Below are 16,748 nucleotides of genomic sequence, written 5' to 3'. Positions count from 1 at the left end.
CCGTAACCCGAGGTGGGTGCGGGAGTTGTGTTCAGCGTGGAAGAGACGATCCCGGCCACCGAAGCCGCACAGATTCCCAAGCAGCGCGGCGAAACGCTGCTGGAGACCGCCGTTCGCTACGCCGAGGAGCGCCACTGGGACGTGTTCCCAGGTACCTGGTTGGAAGCCGTCGACGGGGTGCAGCTGTGCTCCTGTGGCGACGCCGCCTGCCCCGCGCCCGGTGCGCACGCCGCGCGCCCCGACTGGGCGACGCAGGCCACGGGGAGCGCGACGGTCGCGCGACGGATGTGGCAGAAGCAGCCGAACGCGTCGATCCTGCTGCCGACGGGGCGCACCTTCGACGCGATTTCCGTCCCGGAGACGGCCGGGTTTCTCGCGCTGGCCCGGATGGAGCGGATGGAGTTGTCGCTGGGGCCGGTGACGTTGACGCCGGATCGTCGGATGCACTTCTTCGTGTTGCCGGGTGCGTCGGTGAAGGTGCCCGAGCTGGTGCGGAAGCTGGGCTGGTCGGTCGGGTCGCTGGATCTGATCGCGCTCGGGGAGGGGGCGTATGTCGCCGGGCCTCCTACGCGGTTCGGGTCTCGGGGGGCTGTGCAGTGGGCCTGCCGGCCGACGCCGGCGAATCGGTGGCTGCCGGATGCGGAGGAGTTGATCTCGCCGTTGGCGTATGCCTGCGGCAGGGATCGGTAGTTCGCCGCTTCATCTGCCTGGTTGATCATCATCGGCGGCCGCCGGTCGTTCGTGGCTGGTCGCGCAGTTCCCCGCGCCCCTAAGGTTGGCGTTCATGACGTCGGCTGTTCGTGTGCGTGGGCTTTGGAAGCGGTTCGGGCAGCAAGTTGCTGTTGCCGGGATTGATCTCGAGTTGCCTGCCGGGAAGTTCATCGGGCTCGTGGGCCCCAATGGGGCCGGGAAGACCACGACCCTCTCCATGGTGACCGGGTTGCTGCGGCCCGATCAGGGATCCGTCGAGGTCGTCGGGCACGACGTGTGGCGGGACCCCGTCGAGGTCAAGGCCCGGATCGGGGTGCTGCCCGAAGGGCTGCGGCTCTTCGAGCGGCTCTCCGGGCGGGAACTGCTCGCGTACTCGGGGCGGTTGCGCGGGCTGCCCGGGGCCGAGGTCGACAAGCGGGCCACGCAACTGCTCGACGTACTCGATCTGGCGGGGGCCCAGCACAAGCTGGTCGTCGACTACTCGACCGGTATGCGCAAGAAGATCGGGCTCGCCGCCGCCCTCCTGCACAATCCCGAAGTGCTGTTCCTGGACGAGCCGTTCGAGGGCGTCGATCCCGTCTCCGCGCAGACCATCCGCGGCGTCCTGGAGCGCTACACCGCCTCCGGCGCGACCGTCGTCTTCTCCTCCCATGTCATGGAGCTCGTCGAGTCGCTGTGCGACTGGGTCGCCGTGATGGCCGCCGGGCGCATCCGTGCCCACGGCACCCTCGCCGAGGTGCGCGGTGACGCGGCCTCGCTGCAGCAGGCGTTCCTCGAACTCGTCGGCGCGAACGGCCGCGACGCCGGGACCGACCTCGACTGGCTCGGCGGCGGTGCGGCCCGATGAGCACCGACGTCACCGCCGTCGTCGTACGGCTGAAGCTGTCCCTGCTGCGGAACGGGCTGCGGCAGTCCGCCGGGCGGCGGGCCGCCTACATCGCCTCGGCCGTCCTGGTCCTCCTCTTCGCGGCCCTGCAGTTCCTCGGGCTGGTCCTGCTGCGCGGCAACGCGCACGCGGACTCCGTGGTCGTCCTGCTGGTCGCGGTGCTCGCGCTCGGCTGGGCCGTGATGCCGCTGTTCTTTCCCGGCGGCGACGAGACCCTCGACCCGACACGGCTGGTGATGCTGCCGCTGCGCCCCAAGCCACTGGTACGGGCCCTGCTCGCGGCCTCACTGGTGGGGATAGGGCCGCTGTTCACGCTGTGCCTGTTCGCCGGCTCGGTGATCGCGGTCGCGCGGGGCGCGGTGGCGTACGTCGTCGGGGTCATCGGTGTCGTCCTGGCCCTGCTGGTGTGCGTGGCGCTCGCGCGGGCCGTCGCCGCGGCCAACATCCGGCTGCTGACCAGCCGGAAGGGCCGCGATCTGGCGGTACTGAGCGGGCTCGTCATCGCGATCGGCGCGCAGCTCGTGAACTTCGGGGCGCAGCGGCTGGGTTCGGCCGGGCTCGGCGAGCTCGATCCGGCGGCGGAGGTGCTGCGGTGGGTGCCGCCGGCGTCCGCGATCGGGGCGGTGAAGTCGGTGAGCGAGGGGGCGTACGGCGTCGGGCTCCTCCAACTCGCCTTGAGTGCGGGCGCGTTGGTTGCGCTGATCGCCGTATGGTCACGGCATCTGACCCGCCTGATGACCGCACCCGACGGCTCCACGCTCCAGGCGGCCACCGAGTCCGCCGTACGGGAACGGACCTCGACCGGACTGGCCCGCCTCCTGCCGGCCGGCCGCACCGGCACCGTCGTGGAGCGCAGCCTGCGTTATGTCTGGCGCGACCCGAAGACCAAGGCGGCCTGGGTGACCTCGCTCGCCATCGGCCTGATCGTGCCGCTGTTCAACGCTCTGCAGGGCACCGGCTCGATCTACTTCGCCTGCTTCGCCGCCGGGATGCTCGGCATCCAGATGTACAACCAGTTCGGGCAGGACACGTCCGCGTTCTGGATGGTCGCGATGACGATCTCGTCCCCCCGCGACGCCTACGTCGAGCTGCGTGGCCGAGCGCTCGCCCTGCTGCTGATCACGCTCCCCTACGCCGCCCTCGTCACCGTCCTGACGACAGCGCTCCTCGGCGACTGGCCGAAGCTGCCCGAGGTCCTCGGCCTGTCCTTCGCCCTCCTCGGCGCGATGCTGGCGACGGGCGCCTGGACATCGGCCCGCTTCCCGTACTCCATCCCCCAGGAGGGCTACAAGAACGTCGCTCCCGGCCAGGCCGGCCTGGCCTGGATCTCCATCTTCGGCGGCATGATCGCGGCAGCCCTGCTCTGCGCGCCCGTGATCGCGGTGACGATCTGGCTGAACGTGAGCGAGAACGGGGACACCTGGACGTGGCTGCTGCTACCGGCGGGCACGGCGTACGGTGCGGCACTCACCTGGCTGGGCCTACGCCTGGCGGCCCCACGCACGGCGGCCCGCCTACCGGAGATCCTCGCGGCGGTGAGCAAGGGCTGACGGTTCCTTGTGAGGCGCGGGGCTGCAACGCCGCCCAAGGGGCGCAGGGAACTGCGCGATCAACCACCACCAACCCGCAGCCGCCGTCCGTCAGAAAGCACCGAGCTCATAGGCGCCCGGCGTCACCCCGTACCCCGTCCAGAAACGGCTCGATAGCCGCCCGCCACCCCTCCGGCTGGTCGTAGTGCACCAAGTGACCGGCGTCGGCCACCTCCGCATACTCCCCCCGCGGCAGCACCCGCACCATCTCCTGCGCCTCCGCCCGCCCCAACTCCCCATCGAGCCCCCGCACCACCAGCGCGGGGCACTGCACCTGAGCCAGCTCCTCCCAGTGCGCGTCGTACACCCACGTCTCCCGGGAGGCGAGCATCTGCTCCAGCTCGAAGACCGGCCGCCACCCGTCCTCGCACTCGTGCATCACTTCGGCGTAGAACTCCCCCCGCGCGGGGTTCGGCCGCTCGACCCACGGATCGTCCTCGCCGAACCACTTGCGTACGTCGGCCAGCGTCGCGAAGGGGACGGGCCAGGACTTGAACCAGTCCGCCCACTCCCGCTGCGAGGCCGTCCCGAGCGCGGAGGCCCGCATGTCGCAGATGATCACGCCCCGCACCAGGTCGGGCCGCTTGGCGGCCAGCTGCCAGGCGGTCAGCGCACCCATGGCGTGGCCGATGAGGACGACGGGGGCGAGGCCGAGCTGTTCGAGGGCCGCCTCGGCGTCGTCGACGTACGCCTCACGTGTGAAGGCGGCCTGCACCGGCTTGTCGCTGCGGCCGTGGCCGCGCTGGTCGAGTGCGACCGCACGGTGTCGTTCGGAAAGCCAGCGGGCGGTGGACGCCCAGTGGGAGGCGCGGCCCATCAGGCCGTGCAGTAAGAGGACGCCGGTTGTTCCGTCGTGCTCCTTCAGGGGGTCGGTCTTGAGAGGGTCGCCGAACTCCCAGGCCGCGAGACGTACGCCGCCTGTCCCGGTCACGTCGATGCGCCGCGCCATAGATCCTGGCACCCCCCTAGCTCCCCTCGGACTGCTCGCTCCCGGTCGAGCCGGCCGATCCTGTGAACCACGTCCTGCCTGCCGTGCGCGCTGTGCCTGCCGTATCCGCCATCGCTCACGCGAGCACCGGGCGCCACCTGCGTCACAGGCGCCGTCGAAGCCGTTGCACGCGATGTGCATGTCCTGTGTGTCTCACGTGATCTTATGCGCACATACCTGAAGCGCACGTTCCGCGTGAACCGTCACCCGCAGACTATCGAACCCCTATTCGAAAATACGGTCTCCGCGGCGAACACCCCTCATTCGAGTGACCCCCCGCAAGGATTGATCGCCCCTGCTGAGGGGAGATCTTCACCGGGAGGCGGACCGATCGGGGAAACCGGTCCGAAGGGGATGACCCTGAGAGCTCGGGGCTCCGGGTCAGCACAGGGGAGGACAGGCCCCGGCGCCGCAAGGCGCCGGGGCCCTCTCCACAACTACGGCACATCCGCCCGCCCCCTCACCGGCCGATCGCATCGTCGGCGATCACGGCCAAGAGCCCTCAGGTCATATGCCTCACGCGACAGCCTCGCACGCGAAGGGTCCGAGCGCTGCGATTTGGCGGAGTGGATCTTGGATTCGACGCGTTCGACGAATCGTCACAACTCCCGCTCCCTTACCGGGAGTTACGCGGGAAGGAACCCGAGACGGCCAAGCGCCGACGGCTCAGCGCTTGGCGACGAACACATGGGAGGCGACGTCCGCCTCCAGCTCGGCCGCCTCACCACCGCTGCCCACCAGCACACCGCCCGCGGACTCGGTCACGCTCACCACCGAGCCGGGCTGCACGCCCGCCCGACGCAGCGTGTACATCAGCTGCGCGTCCGTCTGGATCGGCTCGCCGATACGGCGCACGACGACCGTCTTGCCCTCGATGCCCGGGTCGAGGTCGGCCAGCGAGACCATGCCCTCGTCCAGGAACGGATCGGCGCCGTCCTTCTCGCCGAGCTCCTCCAGGCCGGGGATGGGGTTGCCGTACGGCGACTCGGTCGGGTGCCGCAGCAGCTCCAGCACACGCCGCTCCACGGCCTCGCTCATCACGTGCTCCCAGCGACACGCCTCGGCGTGCACCTGCTCCCACTCCAGCCCGATCACATCGACGAGCAGACACTCGGCGAGGCGGTGCTTGCGCATGACGCGGGTGGCCAGGCGCCGCCCCTCGTCCGTGAGCTCCAGGTGCCGGTCGGACGCCACGGACACCAGCCCGTCACGCTCCATCCGCGCCACCGTCTGGCTGACGGTCGGCCCGCTCTGGTCCAGCCGCTCGGCGATCCGGGCGCGCATGGGGACCACACCTTCCTCCTCCAGCTCGAGGATGGTGCGGAGATACATCTCCGTGGTGTCGATCAGTCCGGACATACGTGCCCCTCGATTAGCTCTGCGATTAGCTCAGCTAGCTCTGCGATCAGCTCAGCCGGAAGCGAGACAGCTCCACGGCGCGTGCGCTGGCCCTGCACTCAATTCTGCCGGATACCACTGACAAGCGTGCCGCGCCGTTGAAACCAACGGGTTACACGGCGGCGAGCCATGCGGCCGAGCGGAGGCATCCGGCCGTATTGACACCGCACTGGTCCAGACCGCACGGTGATCCGCAACACACCGTCACCCGACGACCACCCGGAGGGCCCCGCATGAGCGACAGCAAGCCGGCCGACCAGTTCTTCGACGCCGCGATCGGCCTGCTCCAGCAGGTCCGAGACGAAGAGGCCGAGAACATCGGGGCAGCCGGCACCCTGCTCGCCGACACCGTCGCCACCGGCGGCCGGCTCTTCGCCTTCGGCGCGGGCCACTCCTCCCTCGCCGCCCAGGACATCGTCTACCGCGCCGGCGGCCTCGCCCTGATGAACCTGCTCGCGGTCCCCGGTGTCGTGGGTGTCGACGTCATGCCCGCCACCCTCGGCTCCGCCCTGGAACGCGTCGACGGCCTCGCGAGCGCGGTCCTCGACAGCTCCCCGCTCCGCGACGGCGACGCGCTGATCATCATCTCCCTCTCGGGCCGCAACGCCCTCCCCGTGGAGATGGCCATGAGCGCCCGCGCCCTCGGCGTCAGGGTCATCGGCGTGACCTCGGTGGCGTACGCCTCCCAGACGCAGTCCCGCCATGCCTCCGGCACCTACCTCAAGGACCACTGCGACATCGTCCTCGACTCGAAGATCGCGATCGGCGACGCCGAACTCACCCTCGACACCATCCCGGCCCCGTTCGCCCCCGCGTCCACGGTCGTCACGTCGGCTCTGCTCCAGGCGGTCATGGCCACGGCGGCGAGCACGCTGGCCGAGCGCGGCATCGAGCCCCCGCTCCTGCGCTCCGGGAACGTCGACGGCGGCCTCGACTGGAACAGCCGGGTGTTCGAGAAGTACGGCGACCGGATCTTCTACCGGCACTGACCCGGCGCCGCCGGGCACCTCTACTCCGGGCCCAGCGCCCCCGCCAGATCCAACGAGGAAGCGATCCGCACCGCCACATCCTCCGCGTACACCGCGTCGCTCCGCTCGAACGCGCTGCGCCCGGAGCCCCGCAGAAACGTCACGACCCCCAGCGTCCGCCCCCGACTCCGCAACACGGCACACAGCGCGTGCACCACGTCGGCCGGCCACTGCCGCCCCACGGCCCACTCGCGCGCCTTCTCCGCCGACAGATTCCCCGCGTCGGCCCGCACCGACCCGGCGCGGGCCACGCACTGCAACGCCGGATGCCCCTCGCCGTACCGCACCGGCAGCCCGGCCTCGCCGCCGAGCAGACTCGGCCCCGGCGCCCCGGAGGGCGTCACGGCGACCCGGACCAGCCGTACCGGCTCCGCCGTGTCCGTGTCCGCGACCGCACCGCCCGCGACCCGGTCGATCAGCGCGTGATCGGCGAACCCGGCCAGCGCGAAGTCCAGATGCACGGTCGCCGCCTCCGCCGGGTCCTCGCACTCCGCGGCGGCCCGCGCGGCCCGATGCAGCTGGTTCGTCCGGAACCGCAGCATCGCCGCCTCCTGCTCGCCCTGCTTGGCGGCGGTCACGTCCTGGAAGAGCCAGCCCACCCCCAACGGGACGGGCTCCTCCGCGAGCGGCGAGGCCAGCCGTACGAAGCCACACCGCCAGCACCGGCGCCGCTCGCCCTCCGGCGTCCGTACGCTCACCCAGACCTCGGCCGGCGCGGGCGGCGCGCCCTCCGCCAGCACATGGGTGAGCGCGCTCTCCAGCTCCTCGACGCCCTGGGCGAGCAGTTCCCCGAGCGGCCGCCCCAGCACGGAGGTCCGCCCGATGCCCAGAGCCCGAGCCGCATGAGCGTTCACGACGGCGGGCCGCAGGTCGGCGTCGACGAGCACCACACCCCACGACGCGTCCTCGAACAACGCCTCACTCAACGCGATCGACCGCTCCAGATCGATCTGCGCGTGCACCTCACTGAACGCGCAGTACACCCCGGCGGGCTTCCCGTCCGGGCCGCGCACGGCGGCCGACTGCGTCCGTACGAGCACCCGCCCGCCGTCCTTGGTCAGCAGCGCGAACTCGTGCACCTGCCGCCCGGGAGCCTGCATGGCGGACAACAGCCGCCCCTCGACCTCCTCGGCGTCGGCCTCGCGCACCGCCCACCCGGCGAACCCGTGCCGCCCCACGGCCTCGTCCGCACTCCACCCGAGGATCCGCTCCGCCTCACGGTTCCAATGGGTGACGACCCCGTCGGCGTCGAAGGCGCACAGGGCAGCGTCCATCCCGTCCAGCAGCGCGGCCAGCAGATCAGAACCGCCTGCCGAACCCTCGGCACCTGCCGCACCCGCCGAACCTGCCGACGAACCGCCCGGGCCGTCCCGTTCGGGTTCGTCCGGGCCCAGCTCGTCGGTGGTCCCACTACGCCGGGAAGCACTCACATGGACCCCCTGCCAAGCTGCGTCCGCACGTACGACGCGTCGGTTCGCTCACTTGCAATCATCTAACTGGAACGTGACGCAGCACACACCGTGTTCCCCAAGATTGAAGGAATCGTTGTACGCGCCGCCCCGTGCCTACGTGTCCCTGCGTGTGACCTGCTCCAACCGCAGGTCCAGCCACAGATCGCTCTCGCCGTCCAGCACGTACCGGTCGACCTCCACGAACCCACGCGCCTCGGCGAACCGCAACCCGTCCTCGTTGGCGGCCAGCACACAGGTCTCGATCACCCCGGCGCCCAGCACGCGCGCGTGCGCGATCCCGTCCTCGTACAGCTCCCTGCCGTACCCACGCCGCCGGTACTCGGGCAGCACGCGCGCGATGACCGTCGCCACGGCCTCCTCGCCCTCCGGCGGCCGCACGGTCGAACAGCCGACCAGGACATCACCGACGTACGCGTTCCGCAGCCGGTAGCGCCCGCTGCGCTCCCGTACGTCTCCGAGATCCATGGCCGCGGGCGGAACGATCACGTTGTGGACGTACCGCCACTCCTCGAGCATGACCTCGCCGTCGACCGGCGCTATCCGAAGCTCAGACATGGGCGTCATGATCGGAACGCTAGGTGAGCAGTGCCGATACGTCCATCACGAAAAAAACGGTTGATCGGGGGAGAGCCCCTTCCTAGTGTGTGCGGTACACGAGAAGGGAGGTGGTTCGGCAGATGTATGAATACCGGACGCGTGAGGTGGCTGCGGGCTAGCGGCCCGTCACCCCACCCAGTGCGGTGCCGGACCAGCACGTGAGAGACGCGTGCAGCCGGCCCAATCCCAGCAGTCACCCGACCCGCGAACTCGCCGGCACGTCCGGCCGGCTCCCCGCCACGGCGGAGGACCCGAGTTCGCGGGTCGTCTGCGTATCCGGAGCCTGTGCCGCCGTCAGGGGCTGAGCCGCTCCACGCGCCAGCTCCCGTCCTGCTCCGCCACATACCGCAGCCGGTCGTGCAGCCGGTTCTCCCGTCCCTGCCAGAACTCCACCGTCTGCGGCGCCACCCGGAAACCGCCCCAGTGCGGTGGCACAGGCACCTGCTCGCCCTCGGGGTAGCGCGCGGCCAACTCGGCGTAGGAGGCGTCGAGTTCGGCGCGGGACGGGATGGCGCTGGACTGCGCGCTGGCCCAGGCGCCGAGCTGGGAGCCGTGCGGGCGGGTGCGGAAGTAGGCGGCCGTCTCGTCGCGGCCGGTGCGCCGGGCCACGCCCGAGACGATGACCTGGCGGGCCATCGCGTGCCAGGGGAACAGCAGGGAGACGTACGGGTTGTCGGCGAGGTCGCGGGCCTTGCGGGAGTCGTAGTTGGTGTAGAAGACGAAGCCCTGCTCGTCGAACTGCTTCAGCAGCACCGTGCGCGAGCTGGGCCGGCCCTCGGCGTCCGCGGTGGAGACGATCATCGCGTTCGGCTCGAAGAGGTGGGCCTCCGCCGCGGCCTGCTTGAACCAGCGCGCGAACTGCTCGACGGGAGTGGCGGCCAGGTCGTTCTCGGCGAGGCCCTCGGCCCGGTACTGCTTGCGCATCGCGGCGGGGTCGAGGGGGACGGCGTCTCGGTCGGTCACGCCGTCATCTTGCCGCATGAGGCGGGCGCCGTAGGGCACGGTGTCCTTGGTCACTGCATGGCACTGAGTGCCGCAAGACCTCCCCAAGGGTGGCACTCGGGGTTATCGTGCTGTTGCCGTCGCGATTGGATGACCGCCAGTCGCACGGGGCATCACAGGGGTACGCCCCCGGACCGCGAGTCGTCCGTGACCGTGGATCCATCGGCGTACGTCCATCTCTGCCGACTGACATGTGGTCGTCCCACCCACAACCCCACCTGTCGCACACATCATGAGGAGCCGCCTGATGTCCGACTTCGTACCCGGGCTCGAAGGAGTCGTCGCGTTCGAGACGGAGATCGCCGAACCGGACAAGGAGGGCGGCGCCCTCCGGTACCGGGGCGTCGACATCGAGGACCTGGTCGGCCACGTCTCGTTCGGCAATGTGTGGGGGCTGCTGGTCGACGGTGCGTTCCGGCCCGGTCTGCCGCCCGCCGAGCCCTTCCCGATCCCCGTGCACTCCGGCGACATCCGCGTCGACGTCCAGTCCGCCCTCGCCATGCTCGCGCCCGTGTGGGGACTGAAACCGCTCCTGGACATCGACGAGGAGCAGGCCCGTGCGGACCTGGCCCGGGCCGCCGTCATGGCCCTCTCCTACGTCGCCCAGTCCGCGCGCGGCCAGGGCCTGCCCATGGTTCCGCAGCGCGAGATCGACAAGGCCCAGTCCGTCGTCGAGCGCTTCATGATCCGCTGGCGTGGCGAGCCCGACCCCAAACACGTGGCCGCCGTCGACGCCTACTGGACGTCCGCCGCCGAGCACGGCATGAACGCGTCCACCTTCACGGCCCGCGTCATCGCCTCCACCGGCGCCGATGTGGCCGCGGCCCTCTCCGGCGCCGTAGGAGCCATGTCCGGTCCGCTGCACGGCGGCGCCCCGTCCCGTGTCCTGCACATGATCGAGGAGATCGAGCGCACCGGCGACGCCTCGGCGTATGTGAAGCAGACCCTCGACAAGGGCGAGCGCCTCATGGGCTTCGGTCACCGTGTCTACCGCGCCGAGGACCCACGCGCGCGCGTGCTGCGCCGTACGGCCCGCGAACTCGGCGCCCCGCGCTTCGAGGTCGCCGAGGCCCTGGAGAAGGCCGCCCTGGCGGAGCTCCACGCCCGCCGTCCGGACCGTGTCCTCGCCACGAACGTGGAGTTCTGGGCCGCCATCGTCCTGGACTTCGCGGAGGTCCCGGCGCACATGTTCACGTCCATGTTCACCTGTGCCCGTACGGCGGGCTGGTCGGCGCACATCCTGGAGCAGAAGCGCACCGGCCGCCTCGTCCGCCCGTCCGCGCGCTACATCGGCCCCGGCCCGCGCGACCCGCGCGACGTCGTGGGCTACGCCGACATCGCGCACTGAGCCCCACGCACGCGTACCTCTCCGGCGGGCCGGTGCCGGTCATCACGCGGGGCGGATCCTGCTCCGCGTGATGCCGGGTCCCGGCTCCGCGTGATGCCGCTGAAGATCGCATACGGAACGTGACTGATCCGCTCCGCCAGTATGCTGGGGCGGCTGCGGCAACCCACCATCACCCGTCCCTACGTGGTGAGTTACGGCCTGCGGCGATCAGGACGTCTCACGGCATGGGGATGGGGAAGCAAGTGCTGATAGCGGGCCGCTACCGGCTGGCCGAGTCGATCGGGCGCGGCGGGATGGGGGAGGTCTGGCGGGCCTACGACGAGACGCTCGCCCGGCATGTGGCCGTCAAGCTCCTCCTGCCCCAGGACTCCGACCCCACCGCGACCTCCCGGTTCCGGTTGGAGGCCCAGACCGCGGCACGGATCGACCACCCGAACGTGGTCGGCGTACGGGACTTCGGCGAGCAGGACAACCAGCTCTACCTGGTGATGGAGCTGGTCGAGGGCGACAGCCTCGCCCGGACGCTGGCCCGCTCCGGGGCGCTGCCCGCCGAGCGCGTGGCCCGTATCGCCGCCCAGGCCGCCTCGGGGCTGGCCGCGGCGCACCGGCAGGGCATCGTCCACCGGGACATCAAGCCCGGCAATCTGCTCCTGGACTCCGACGGCACCCTCAAGATCGGTGACTTCGGGATCGCCCGCTTCCTGGACGACCCCGGAGCCGCGCTCACGGCCACCGGCCAGATCGTCGGCACGAGCCTGTACCTCGCCCCCGAGCGGGCCCTGGGCCAGCCGGCCGGCCCGCCCTCCGACGTCTACGCGCTGGGCTGCGTCCTCTACCAGCTGCTGACCCGCCGCCCGCCCTTCCAGGCCGACACGGCCGTCGCCATCCTGCACCAGCACCTCGACGCCGCCCCCGTACCGCCCCGCGAGCTGGGCGTCCCCGGCCTCCCGCCCGCCTTCGAGAGCTACCTCCTCGGCCTGCTCGCCAAGGACCCCGAGCAGCGGCCCAGCGCCCAGCAGGCCGCCGACTGGTTCACGACCGGCGCCTGGCAGGGCCGCCCCGAGCCTCTGCCCGACGTGACTCCGCCGTCCCGGCGGCAGACGGCCGTGTCGCCCTCGGTCGCCGGGTCGCAGCAGGTGGGCGAGACCAGCAACCCGACGACGTACATGCTGCCCTCGGCTCAAGGGACAGCGCCCACGGACGGACCGAGCCCCAGACCGAGATCCAGATCGAGATCGCGGTCCGGGACCAGCCGCGTGGCCGTCACGGCGGCCGGAGCGGTGCTCTTCATGATCGCGATGCTCCTGGGCATGCTGTGGTTCTCCCCCGACAACACCGGGTCGGAGGGCACGAAGTCGGAGGCCCCGCCCGGCCCGAGCACGCCCGCGTCCGCATCCGCGTCCCTCCTTGAGTCGACCCCGTCCCCGACGGCATCCCCGACTGAGTCCCCGAGCCCGGCGGCGGAGACGAGTGCCGGTCGGGACGGGCGGGACAAGGAGGAGCGGGAGCAGCAGAGGCGGCATGAGGTGCCGCAGGATGACGACGGCGAGGGGGACGGCGGGGAGGACGACTGACGGCCGCTGCAGGTGGTCGGCGGTTCAGGTCCGGTCGCGTCCTCAGCCGAGCGCTTCCTCCAGCAACCCCGCCCACTGCACCACCACCCGCTCCCGGCGGGCGGCGTCGTCGGTGAGGAGGTTGGCGAGGCCCAGGCCTCGGGCCATGTCGAGGAGGCCCTGGACCGTCTCGCGTACGCCCGGGCGGGATTCGTCGGCGCCGAGCAGGTCCACCGCTATCCGGTGGGTCTCGCGGCCCACGCGTGCCTCCAGTTCCGTCACGCGGGGGCGCAGCTGCTCCTCGTTCGACGCGGCCACCCACAGGTGCAGGGCCGCGCGGAAGAGGGGGCCGGTGTAGAGGTCGACGAGGGCGGAGACGACCGCGCGCCGGTCGCCCGCCGCGCCCTCGGGGAACAGGGCGCGCAGGGCGAGGGAGCGTTCCTCGGCGACGTACTCGACCGCCGCGGTGAAGAGGTCCTCGCGGGTCGGGAAGTGGTGCTGGGCGGCGCCGCGGGAGACGCCGGCGCGTTCGGCGACGACGGAGACCGTGGAGCCCGCCCAGCCGTGCTCGGCGAGACAGGCCACGGCGGCTTCCAGGAGCCGCTGCCGGGTGGCGCGGCTGCGGTCCTGCTTGGGTACGCGGTCCGCGCGGGCCTCGCGGGCCGCGCTGTCGGCACGGTCGCCTGCTGTGCTCACACCACCCATGCGGGATCCCGTCTTTCGAGGAAGGCCGTCATCCCCTCGCGGGCCTGCGCGGAGGAGAACAGCCGGGCCGAGAGTGCGGTCAGGTCGGCCGCGTCCCGGTCGAAGGTTTCCAGCACCTTAGCCGTGAGCAGCGCCTTCGTCTCGGCCAGGGCCTGGGGGGCGGCTCTGCGGAGGCCGTCCAGGACGGGGGCCAGCGTCTCGTCGACGTCCTCGCCGTCGGTCGTCAGCAGGCCGATGCGGGTCGCCTCCGGTGCGGTGAAGCGTTCGCCGGTGAGGTAGTAGCGGGCCAGGGCGCGGGGGTCGGTGCGCGGGAGCAGGGTCAGCGAGATCACCGCGGGGGCCACGCCTATGTGGACCTCCGTGAAGGCGAAGGTGGCCTGGGGTGACGCGGCCGAGATGTCGCAGGCGGCGAGCAGGCCGAGGCCGCCCGCGCGTACGTGGCCGGTGACCCGGGCGACGACGGGTTTGGGCAGCTCCACGATCTGGCGGAGCAGCGCGACCAGTCCGTCCGGGGGCGGCGGGTCGCGCAGGTCCGCACCCGCGCAGAAGGTGTTGCCGGTGTGGGTGAGGACGATCGCGCGTACGTCGGTGTCCTTGGCGCAGTCCGTCAGCGCGTCGGCCAGTTCGCCCACGAGCGCCGCCGAGAGCGCGTTGCGGTTGTGCGGGGCGTCGAGGGTGAGGGTTTCGACGCCCCGCGCGCGTGTGCGGCCGATCAGTGTCACGTGGCCTTCCCGAGTGTTCGTAGTTCGCGGCGCAGGATCTTCCCGGAGGCGGCCCGGGGGACGCCGTCTATGAAGGTGACCTGGCGGACGCGCTTGTAGGGGGCGACGCGTTCGGCGACGTGCATCATGACCTCTCCTTCGGAGAGGTCGGTGGCGGACGGCTGGCGGACCACGTAGGCGTGCGGGACCTCGTTGCCGTCGTCGTTGTAGACGCCGATCACCGCCGCGTCCGCGATGCCGGGGTGGGTGAGCAGGAGCGCCTCCAGCTCGGCGGGGGCCACCTGGAAGCCCTTGTACTTGATGAGCTCCTTGACGCGGTCCACGACGAAGAGCCAGCCGTCGGCGTCCGCATGGCCCACGTCGCCTGTATGCAGCCAGCCGTCCTCGTCGATCATCGCGGCGGTGGCGTCGGGGCGGCCGAGGTAGCCCTTCATGACCTGGGGGCCGCGGATGAGGATCTCTCCGGCCTCGCCGACGCCGAGGTCCTTGTCGGGGTCGTCGAGGGAGACGATGCGCATCTCGGTGCCGGGGATGAGCCTGCCGACGGTTCCGGCGGGCGCGTCGTGCATCGCGGCCAGCGGGACGACATGGGTGCCGGGGGACAGTTCCGTCATGCCGTACGCCTGGCCGATCGGCGGCAGTCCGAGGCGCTGCGAGCAGGCGGCCGCGAGCGCCGCGTCCAGGGGTGCGGCGGCGCTGACGATGTACTTCAGGGACGACAGGTCGTACTGCGCGACCAGCGGGTGCTTGGCGAGGGCCAGGACGATCGGCGGAGCCACGTACAGGCCGGTGATGCGGTGGTTCTGGATGGCCGCGAGGAAGGTCGTCAGGTCGAAACGGGGCAGGACGACGACCGTCGCGCCCAGCCTCAGGGGCGCGTTCATCAGAGCGGTCAGGCCGTAGATGTGGAAGAAGGGCAGCACGGCGAGGATGCGGTCGCCGGGGCCTGCCGGGATGGTGGGTTCGAGCTGGGCGAGGTTGGTGGCGATCTGGCGGTGGGTGAGCATCACGCCCTTGGGGATGCCGGTGGTGCCCGACGAGTACGGCAGGGCCGCGACGTCCGCCACGGGGTCGATGTCGACCTGCGGTTCGGGGGCGGCGGAGGCCAGCATGTCGATGAGCGACCGGTGTCCGGGCGCGCTGTCGCACACGAAGATCTCCTGGACGCCGCCCGCGAGTTCGGCGGCCCGGCGGGCGGTCTCCAGCAGCGGTGAGACGGTGATGATCCAGCGGGCCGCCGAGTCCGTCAGCTGCTTGGCGAACTCCTCGGGCGTGGCGAGCGGGTGCACGGTCGTGACGGAGGCACCCGCGCGCGTGGCGGCGTAGAACGCCGTCGGGAAGGCCACCGTGTTGGGGCTGTGCAGGGCGAGGACGTCGCCCTTGCGGACGCCCGCCTCGGCGAGGGCGGCGGATATGCGCCGGTGGAAGCGGTCGAGCTGCTCGTAGGTCAGGGTCATGCCGTCCGTGCCGTCGACGAGCGCGGGCGCGTCCCCGAACTCGGCGGCGCGGCCCAGTACGGCCTCGTGGATGGGGAGTTCTACGGCCGGGACGTCTGCGTACTCGCTGCGGAACACGGTTCCTCCTCGCGACACGGTGCCGGTCGTGCCGGTCAGTACGACTTCGGCAGACCGAGGGTCTGGTGGGAGACGTAGTTGAGAATCATCTCCCGGCTCACCGGAGCAATACGAGACACGCGCGCGGCGGTTATCAACGAGGCGAGACCGAACTCGCGCGTGAGGCCGTTGCCGCCGAGGGTGTGCACGGCCTGGTCGACGGCCTTCACACAGGCCTCCCCGGCCGCGTACTTGGCCATGTTGGCGGCCTCACCGGCGCCGACGTCGTCCCCCGCGTCGTACAGAAGGGCAGCCTTCTGCATCATCAGCCGGGCCAGTTCGAGGTCGATGTGCGCCTGGGCGAGGGGGTGCGCGATGGCCTGGTGGGAGCCGATGGGGGCCTTCCAGACGGTGCGGTCGCGCGCGTACTCGACGGCACGGGCGAGGGCGTAGCGTCCCATGCCGATCGCGAAGGCGGCCGTCATGATGCGCTCGGGGTTGAGGCCGGCGAAGAGCTGGAGGAGGCCGGCGTCCTCGTCGCCGACGAGTGCGTCGGCGGGGAGCCGTACGTCGTCGAGGGTCAGCTCGAACTGCTTCTCCGCGGCGTTCAGTTCCATGTCGATCTGGTGGCGTGTGAAGCCTTCGGCGTCTCGGGGGACGATGAACAGGCAGGGCTTGAGGTTGCCGGTGCGGGCGTCTTCGGTGCGGCCGACTATGAGGGTGGCGTCGGCTATGTCGACGCCGGAGATGAAGACTTTGCGGCCGGTGAGGATCCAGTCTCCGGTGTCCGGGTCGCGTCGGGCCGTGGTGGTGATGCGGTGGCTGTTGGAGCCGGCGTCGGGTTCGGTGATGCCGAAGGCCATGGTGCGGGTGCCGTCGGCGAGTCCGGGAAGCCAGTGCTGTTTCTGTTCTTCCGTGCCGAAGCGGGCGATGACCGTGCCGCAGATGGCGGGGGACACGACCATCATCAGGAGCGGGCATCCGGCTGCGCCCAGCTCTTCGAGGACGATGGAGAGTTCGGCGATTCCGCCGCCTCCGCCGCCGTATGCCTCCGGCAGGTTGACGCCGAGGTAGCCGAGCTTGGCTGCTTCGGCCCAGAGTGCTTCTCGGTCATAGGTGCGGCCGTGGCGCTTGCCGAGGGCGGCGACTGCGGATCGTAGGACCTTGTGTTCTTCGGATGCGAGAGTGGTGGGCAT

At 71.2% G+C, this 16,748-nt stretch carries 15 protein-coding genes; 6 read left to right on the top strand and 9 right to left on the bottom strand.

Translation table 11 applies throughout. The annotated features are described in order from the left end of the window. The first annotated feature begins 27 nt into the window (after positions 1-27). The 3 genes from BLU79_RS05765 (at position 28) to BLU79_RS05755 (ending at position 3,147) form a co-directional block, all read left to right on the top strand. Entirely contained in the window at positions 28-690 is a 663-nt protein-coding gene (locus BLU79_RS05765; protein ID WP_093904503.1) for a bifunctional DNA primase/polymerase, read from the top strand. 94 nt (positions 691-784) lie between these two features. Beyond that, positions 785-1,558, top strand: a complete 774-nt coding sequence (locus BLU79_RS05760) for an ABC transporter ATP-binding protein (RefSeq protein ID WP_093904502.1) — start codon at positions 785-787, stop codon at positions 1,556-1,558. Continuing rightward, on the top strand, positions 1,555-3,147 hold the full coding sequence (locus BLU79_RS05755) for a transporter (protein WP_093904501.1): 1,593 nt from the start codon (positions 1,555-1,557) through the stop codon (positions 3,145-3,147). Before BLU79_RS05760 ends, BLU79_RS05755 begins: the two co-directional genes overlap by 4 nt. Positions 3,148-3,253: 106 nt before the next feature. Here BLU79_RS05755 and BLU79_RS05750 read toward each other — a convergent pair whose 3' ends face one another. Together BLU79_RS05750 and BLU79_RS05745 are read right to left on the bottom strand one after the other, a co-directional pair. Then, a complete protein-coding gene (locus BLU79_RS05750) occupies positions 3,254-4,135 on the bottom strand; it encodes an alpha/beta fold hydrolase (RefSeq protein WP_093904500.1) in 882 nt (293 codons plus the stop codon). A gap of 705 nt (positions 4,136-4,840) precedes the next feature. Next, the gene (locus tag BLU79_RS05745; protein ID WP_093904499.1) at positions 4,841-5,533 is read right to left on the bottom strand and encodes an iron-dependent transcriptional repressor DtxR; all 693 of its coding nucleotides are present in this window, start codon (positions 5,531-5,533) and stop codon (positions 4,841-4,843) included. 272 nt (positions 5,534-5,805) lie between these two features. Here BLU79_RS05745 and BLU79_RS05740 point away from each other — a divergent pair, with 272 nt between their 5' ends. After that, positions 5,806-6,561, top strand: coding sequence for an SIS domain-containing protein (locus BLU79_RS05740; protein ID WP_093904498.1), 756 nt, complete (start codon positions 5,806-5,808; stop codon positions 6,559-6,561). A gap of 20 nt (positions 6,562-6,581) precedes the next feature. Here BLU79_RS05740 and BLU79_RS05735 read toward each other — a convergent pair whose 3' ends face one another. The 3 genes from BLU79_RS05735 to pdxH all read right to left on the bottom strand — a co-directional run bounded on the left by BLU79_RS05735 (position 6,582) and on the right by pdxH (position 9,650). Further along, positions 6,582-8,030, bottom strand: coding sequence for a PAS domain-containing protein (locus BLU79_RS05735; protein ID WP_093904497.1), 1,449 nt, complete (start codon positions 8,028-8,030; stop codon positions 6,582-6,584). Positions 8,031-8,165: 135 nt separating this feature from the next. After that, positions 8,166-8,627: a GNAT family N-acetyltransferase gene (locus BLU79_RS05730; RefSeq protein ID WP_093904496.1), complete on the bottom strand. Its 462-nt coding sequence runs from the start codon at positions 8,625-8,627 to the stop codon at positions 8,166-8,168. A 336-nt stretch (positions 8,628-8,963) separates the two neighbouring features. Continuing rightward, the gene (gene pdxH / locus BLU79_RS05725; RefSeq protein WP_371131830.1) at positions 8,964-9,650 is read right to left on the bottom strand and encodes a pyridoxamine 5'-phosphate oxidase; all 687 of its coding nucleotides are present in this window, start codon (positions 9,648-9,650) and stop codon (positions 8,964-8,966) included. A 268-nt stretch (positions 9,651-9,918) separates the two neighbouring features. Here pdxH and BLU79_RS05720 point away from each other — a divergent pair, with 268 nt between their 5' ends. Next, positions 9,919-11,019, top strand: coding sequence for a citrate synthase 2 (locus tag BLU79_RS05720; protein WP_093904495.1), 1,101 nt, complete (start codon positions 9,919-9,921; stop codon positions 11,017-11,019). Positions 11,020-11,261: 242 nt separating this feature from the next. Beyond that, positions 11,262-12,593 carry a serine/threonine-protein kinase gene (locus BLU79_RS05715; RefSeq protein WP_177000921.1) on the top strand — a complete coding sequence of 444 codons (1,332 nt, stop codon included), beginning with the start codon at positions 11,262-11,264 and terminating at the stop codon, positions 12,591-12,593. Positions 12,594-12,635: 42 nt separating this feature from the next. On the opposite strand, the gene BLU79_RS05710 is transcribed toward BLU79_RS05715, so the two are convergent. Genes BLU79_RS05710 through BLU79_RS05695 form a run of 4 tightly spaced genes read right to left on the bottom strand, consistent with a single transcriptional unit; the run spans position 12,636 to position 16,748 of the window. After that, positions 12,636-13,277, bottom strand: coding sequence for a TetR/AcrR family transcriptional regulator (locus BLU79_RS05710; RefSeq protein WP_093904493.1), 642 nt, complete (start codon positions 13,275-13,277; stop codon positions 12,636-12,638). Beyond that, on the bottom strand, positions 13,265-13,999 hold the full coding sequence (locus tag BLU79_RS05705) for an enoyl-CoA hydratase family protein (protein WP_093904492.1): 735 nt from the start codon (positions 13,997-13,999) through the stop codon (positions 13,265-13,267). The genes BLU79_RS05710 and BLU79_RS05705 overlap by 13 nt, the downstream gene beginning before the upstream one ends. After that, positions 13,996-15,573, bottom strand: a complete 1,578-nt coding sequence (locus tag BLU79_RS05700) for a 4-coumarate--CoA ligase family protein (protein ID WP_093904491.1) — start codon at positions 15,571-15,573, stop codon at positions 13,996-13,998. The genes BLU79_RS05705 and BLU79_RS05700 overlap by 4 nt, the downstream gene beginning before the upstream one ends. A 35-nt stretch (positions 15,574-15,608) precedes the next feature. Next, complete coding sequence (locus tag BLU79_RS05695; protein WP_093904490.1) at positions 15,609-16,748, bottom strand: acyl-CoA dehydrogenase family protein; 1,140 nt, start codon at positions 16,746-16,748, stop codon at positions 15,609-15,611.

It is taken from the genome of Streptomyces sp. cf386, from assembly GCF_900103585.1.
GTDB lineage: Bacteria > Actinomycetota > Actinomycetes > Streptomycetales > Streptomycetaceae > Streptomyces.
The sequence above is the reverse complement of the archived record's forward strand: the minus strand, read 5'-3'. Positions and strand labels throughout refer to the sequence as shown.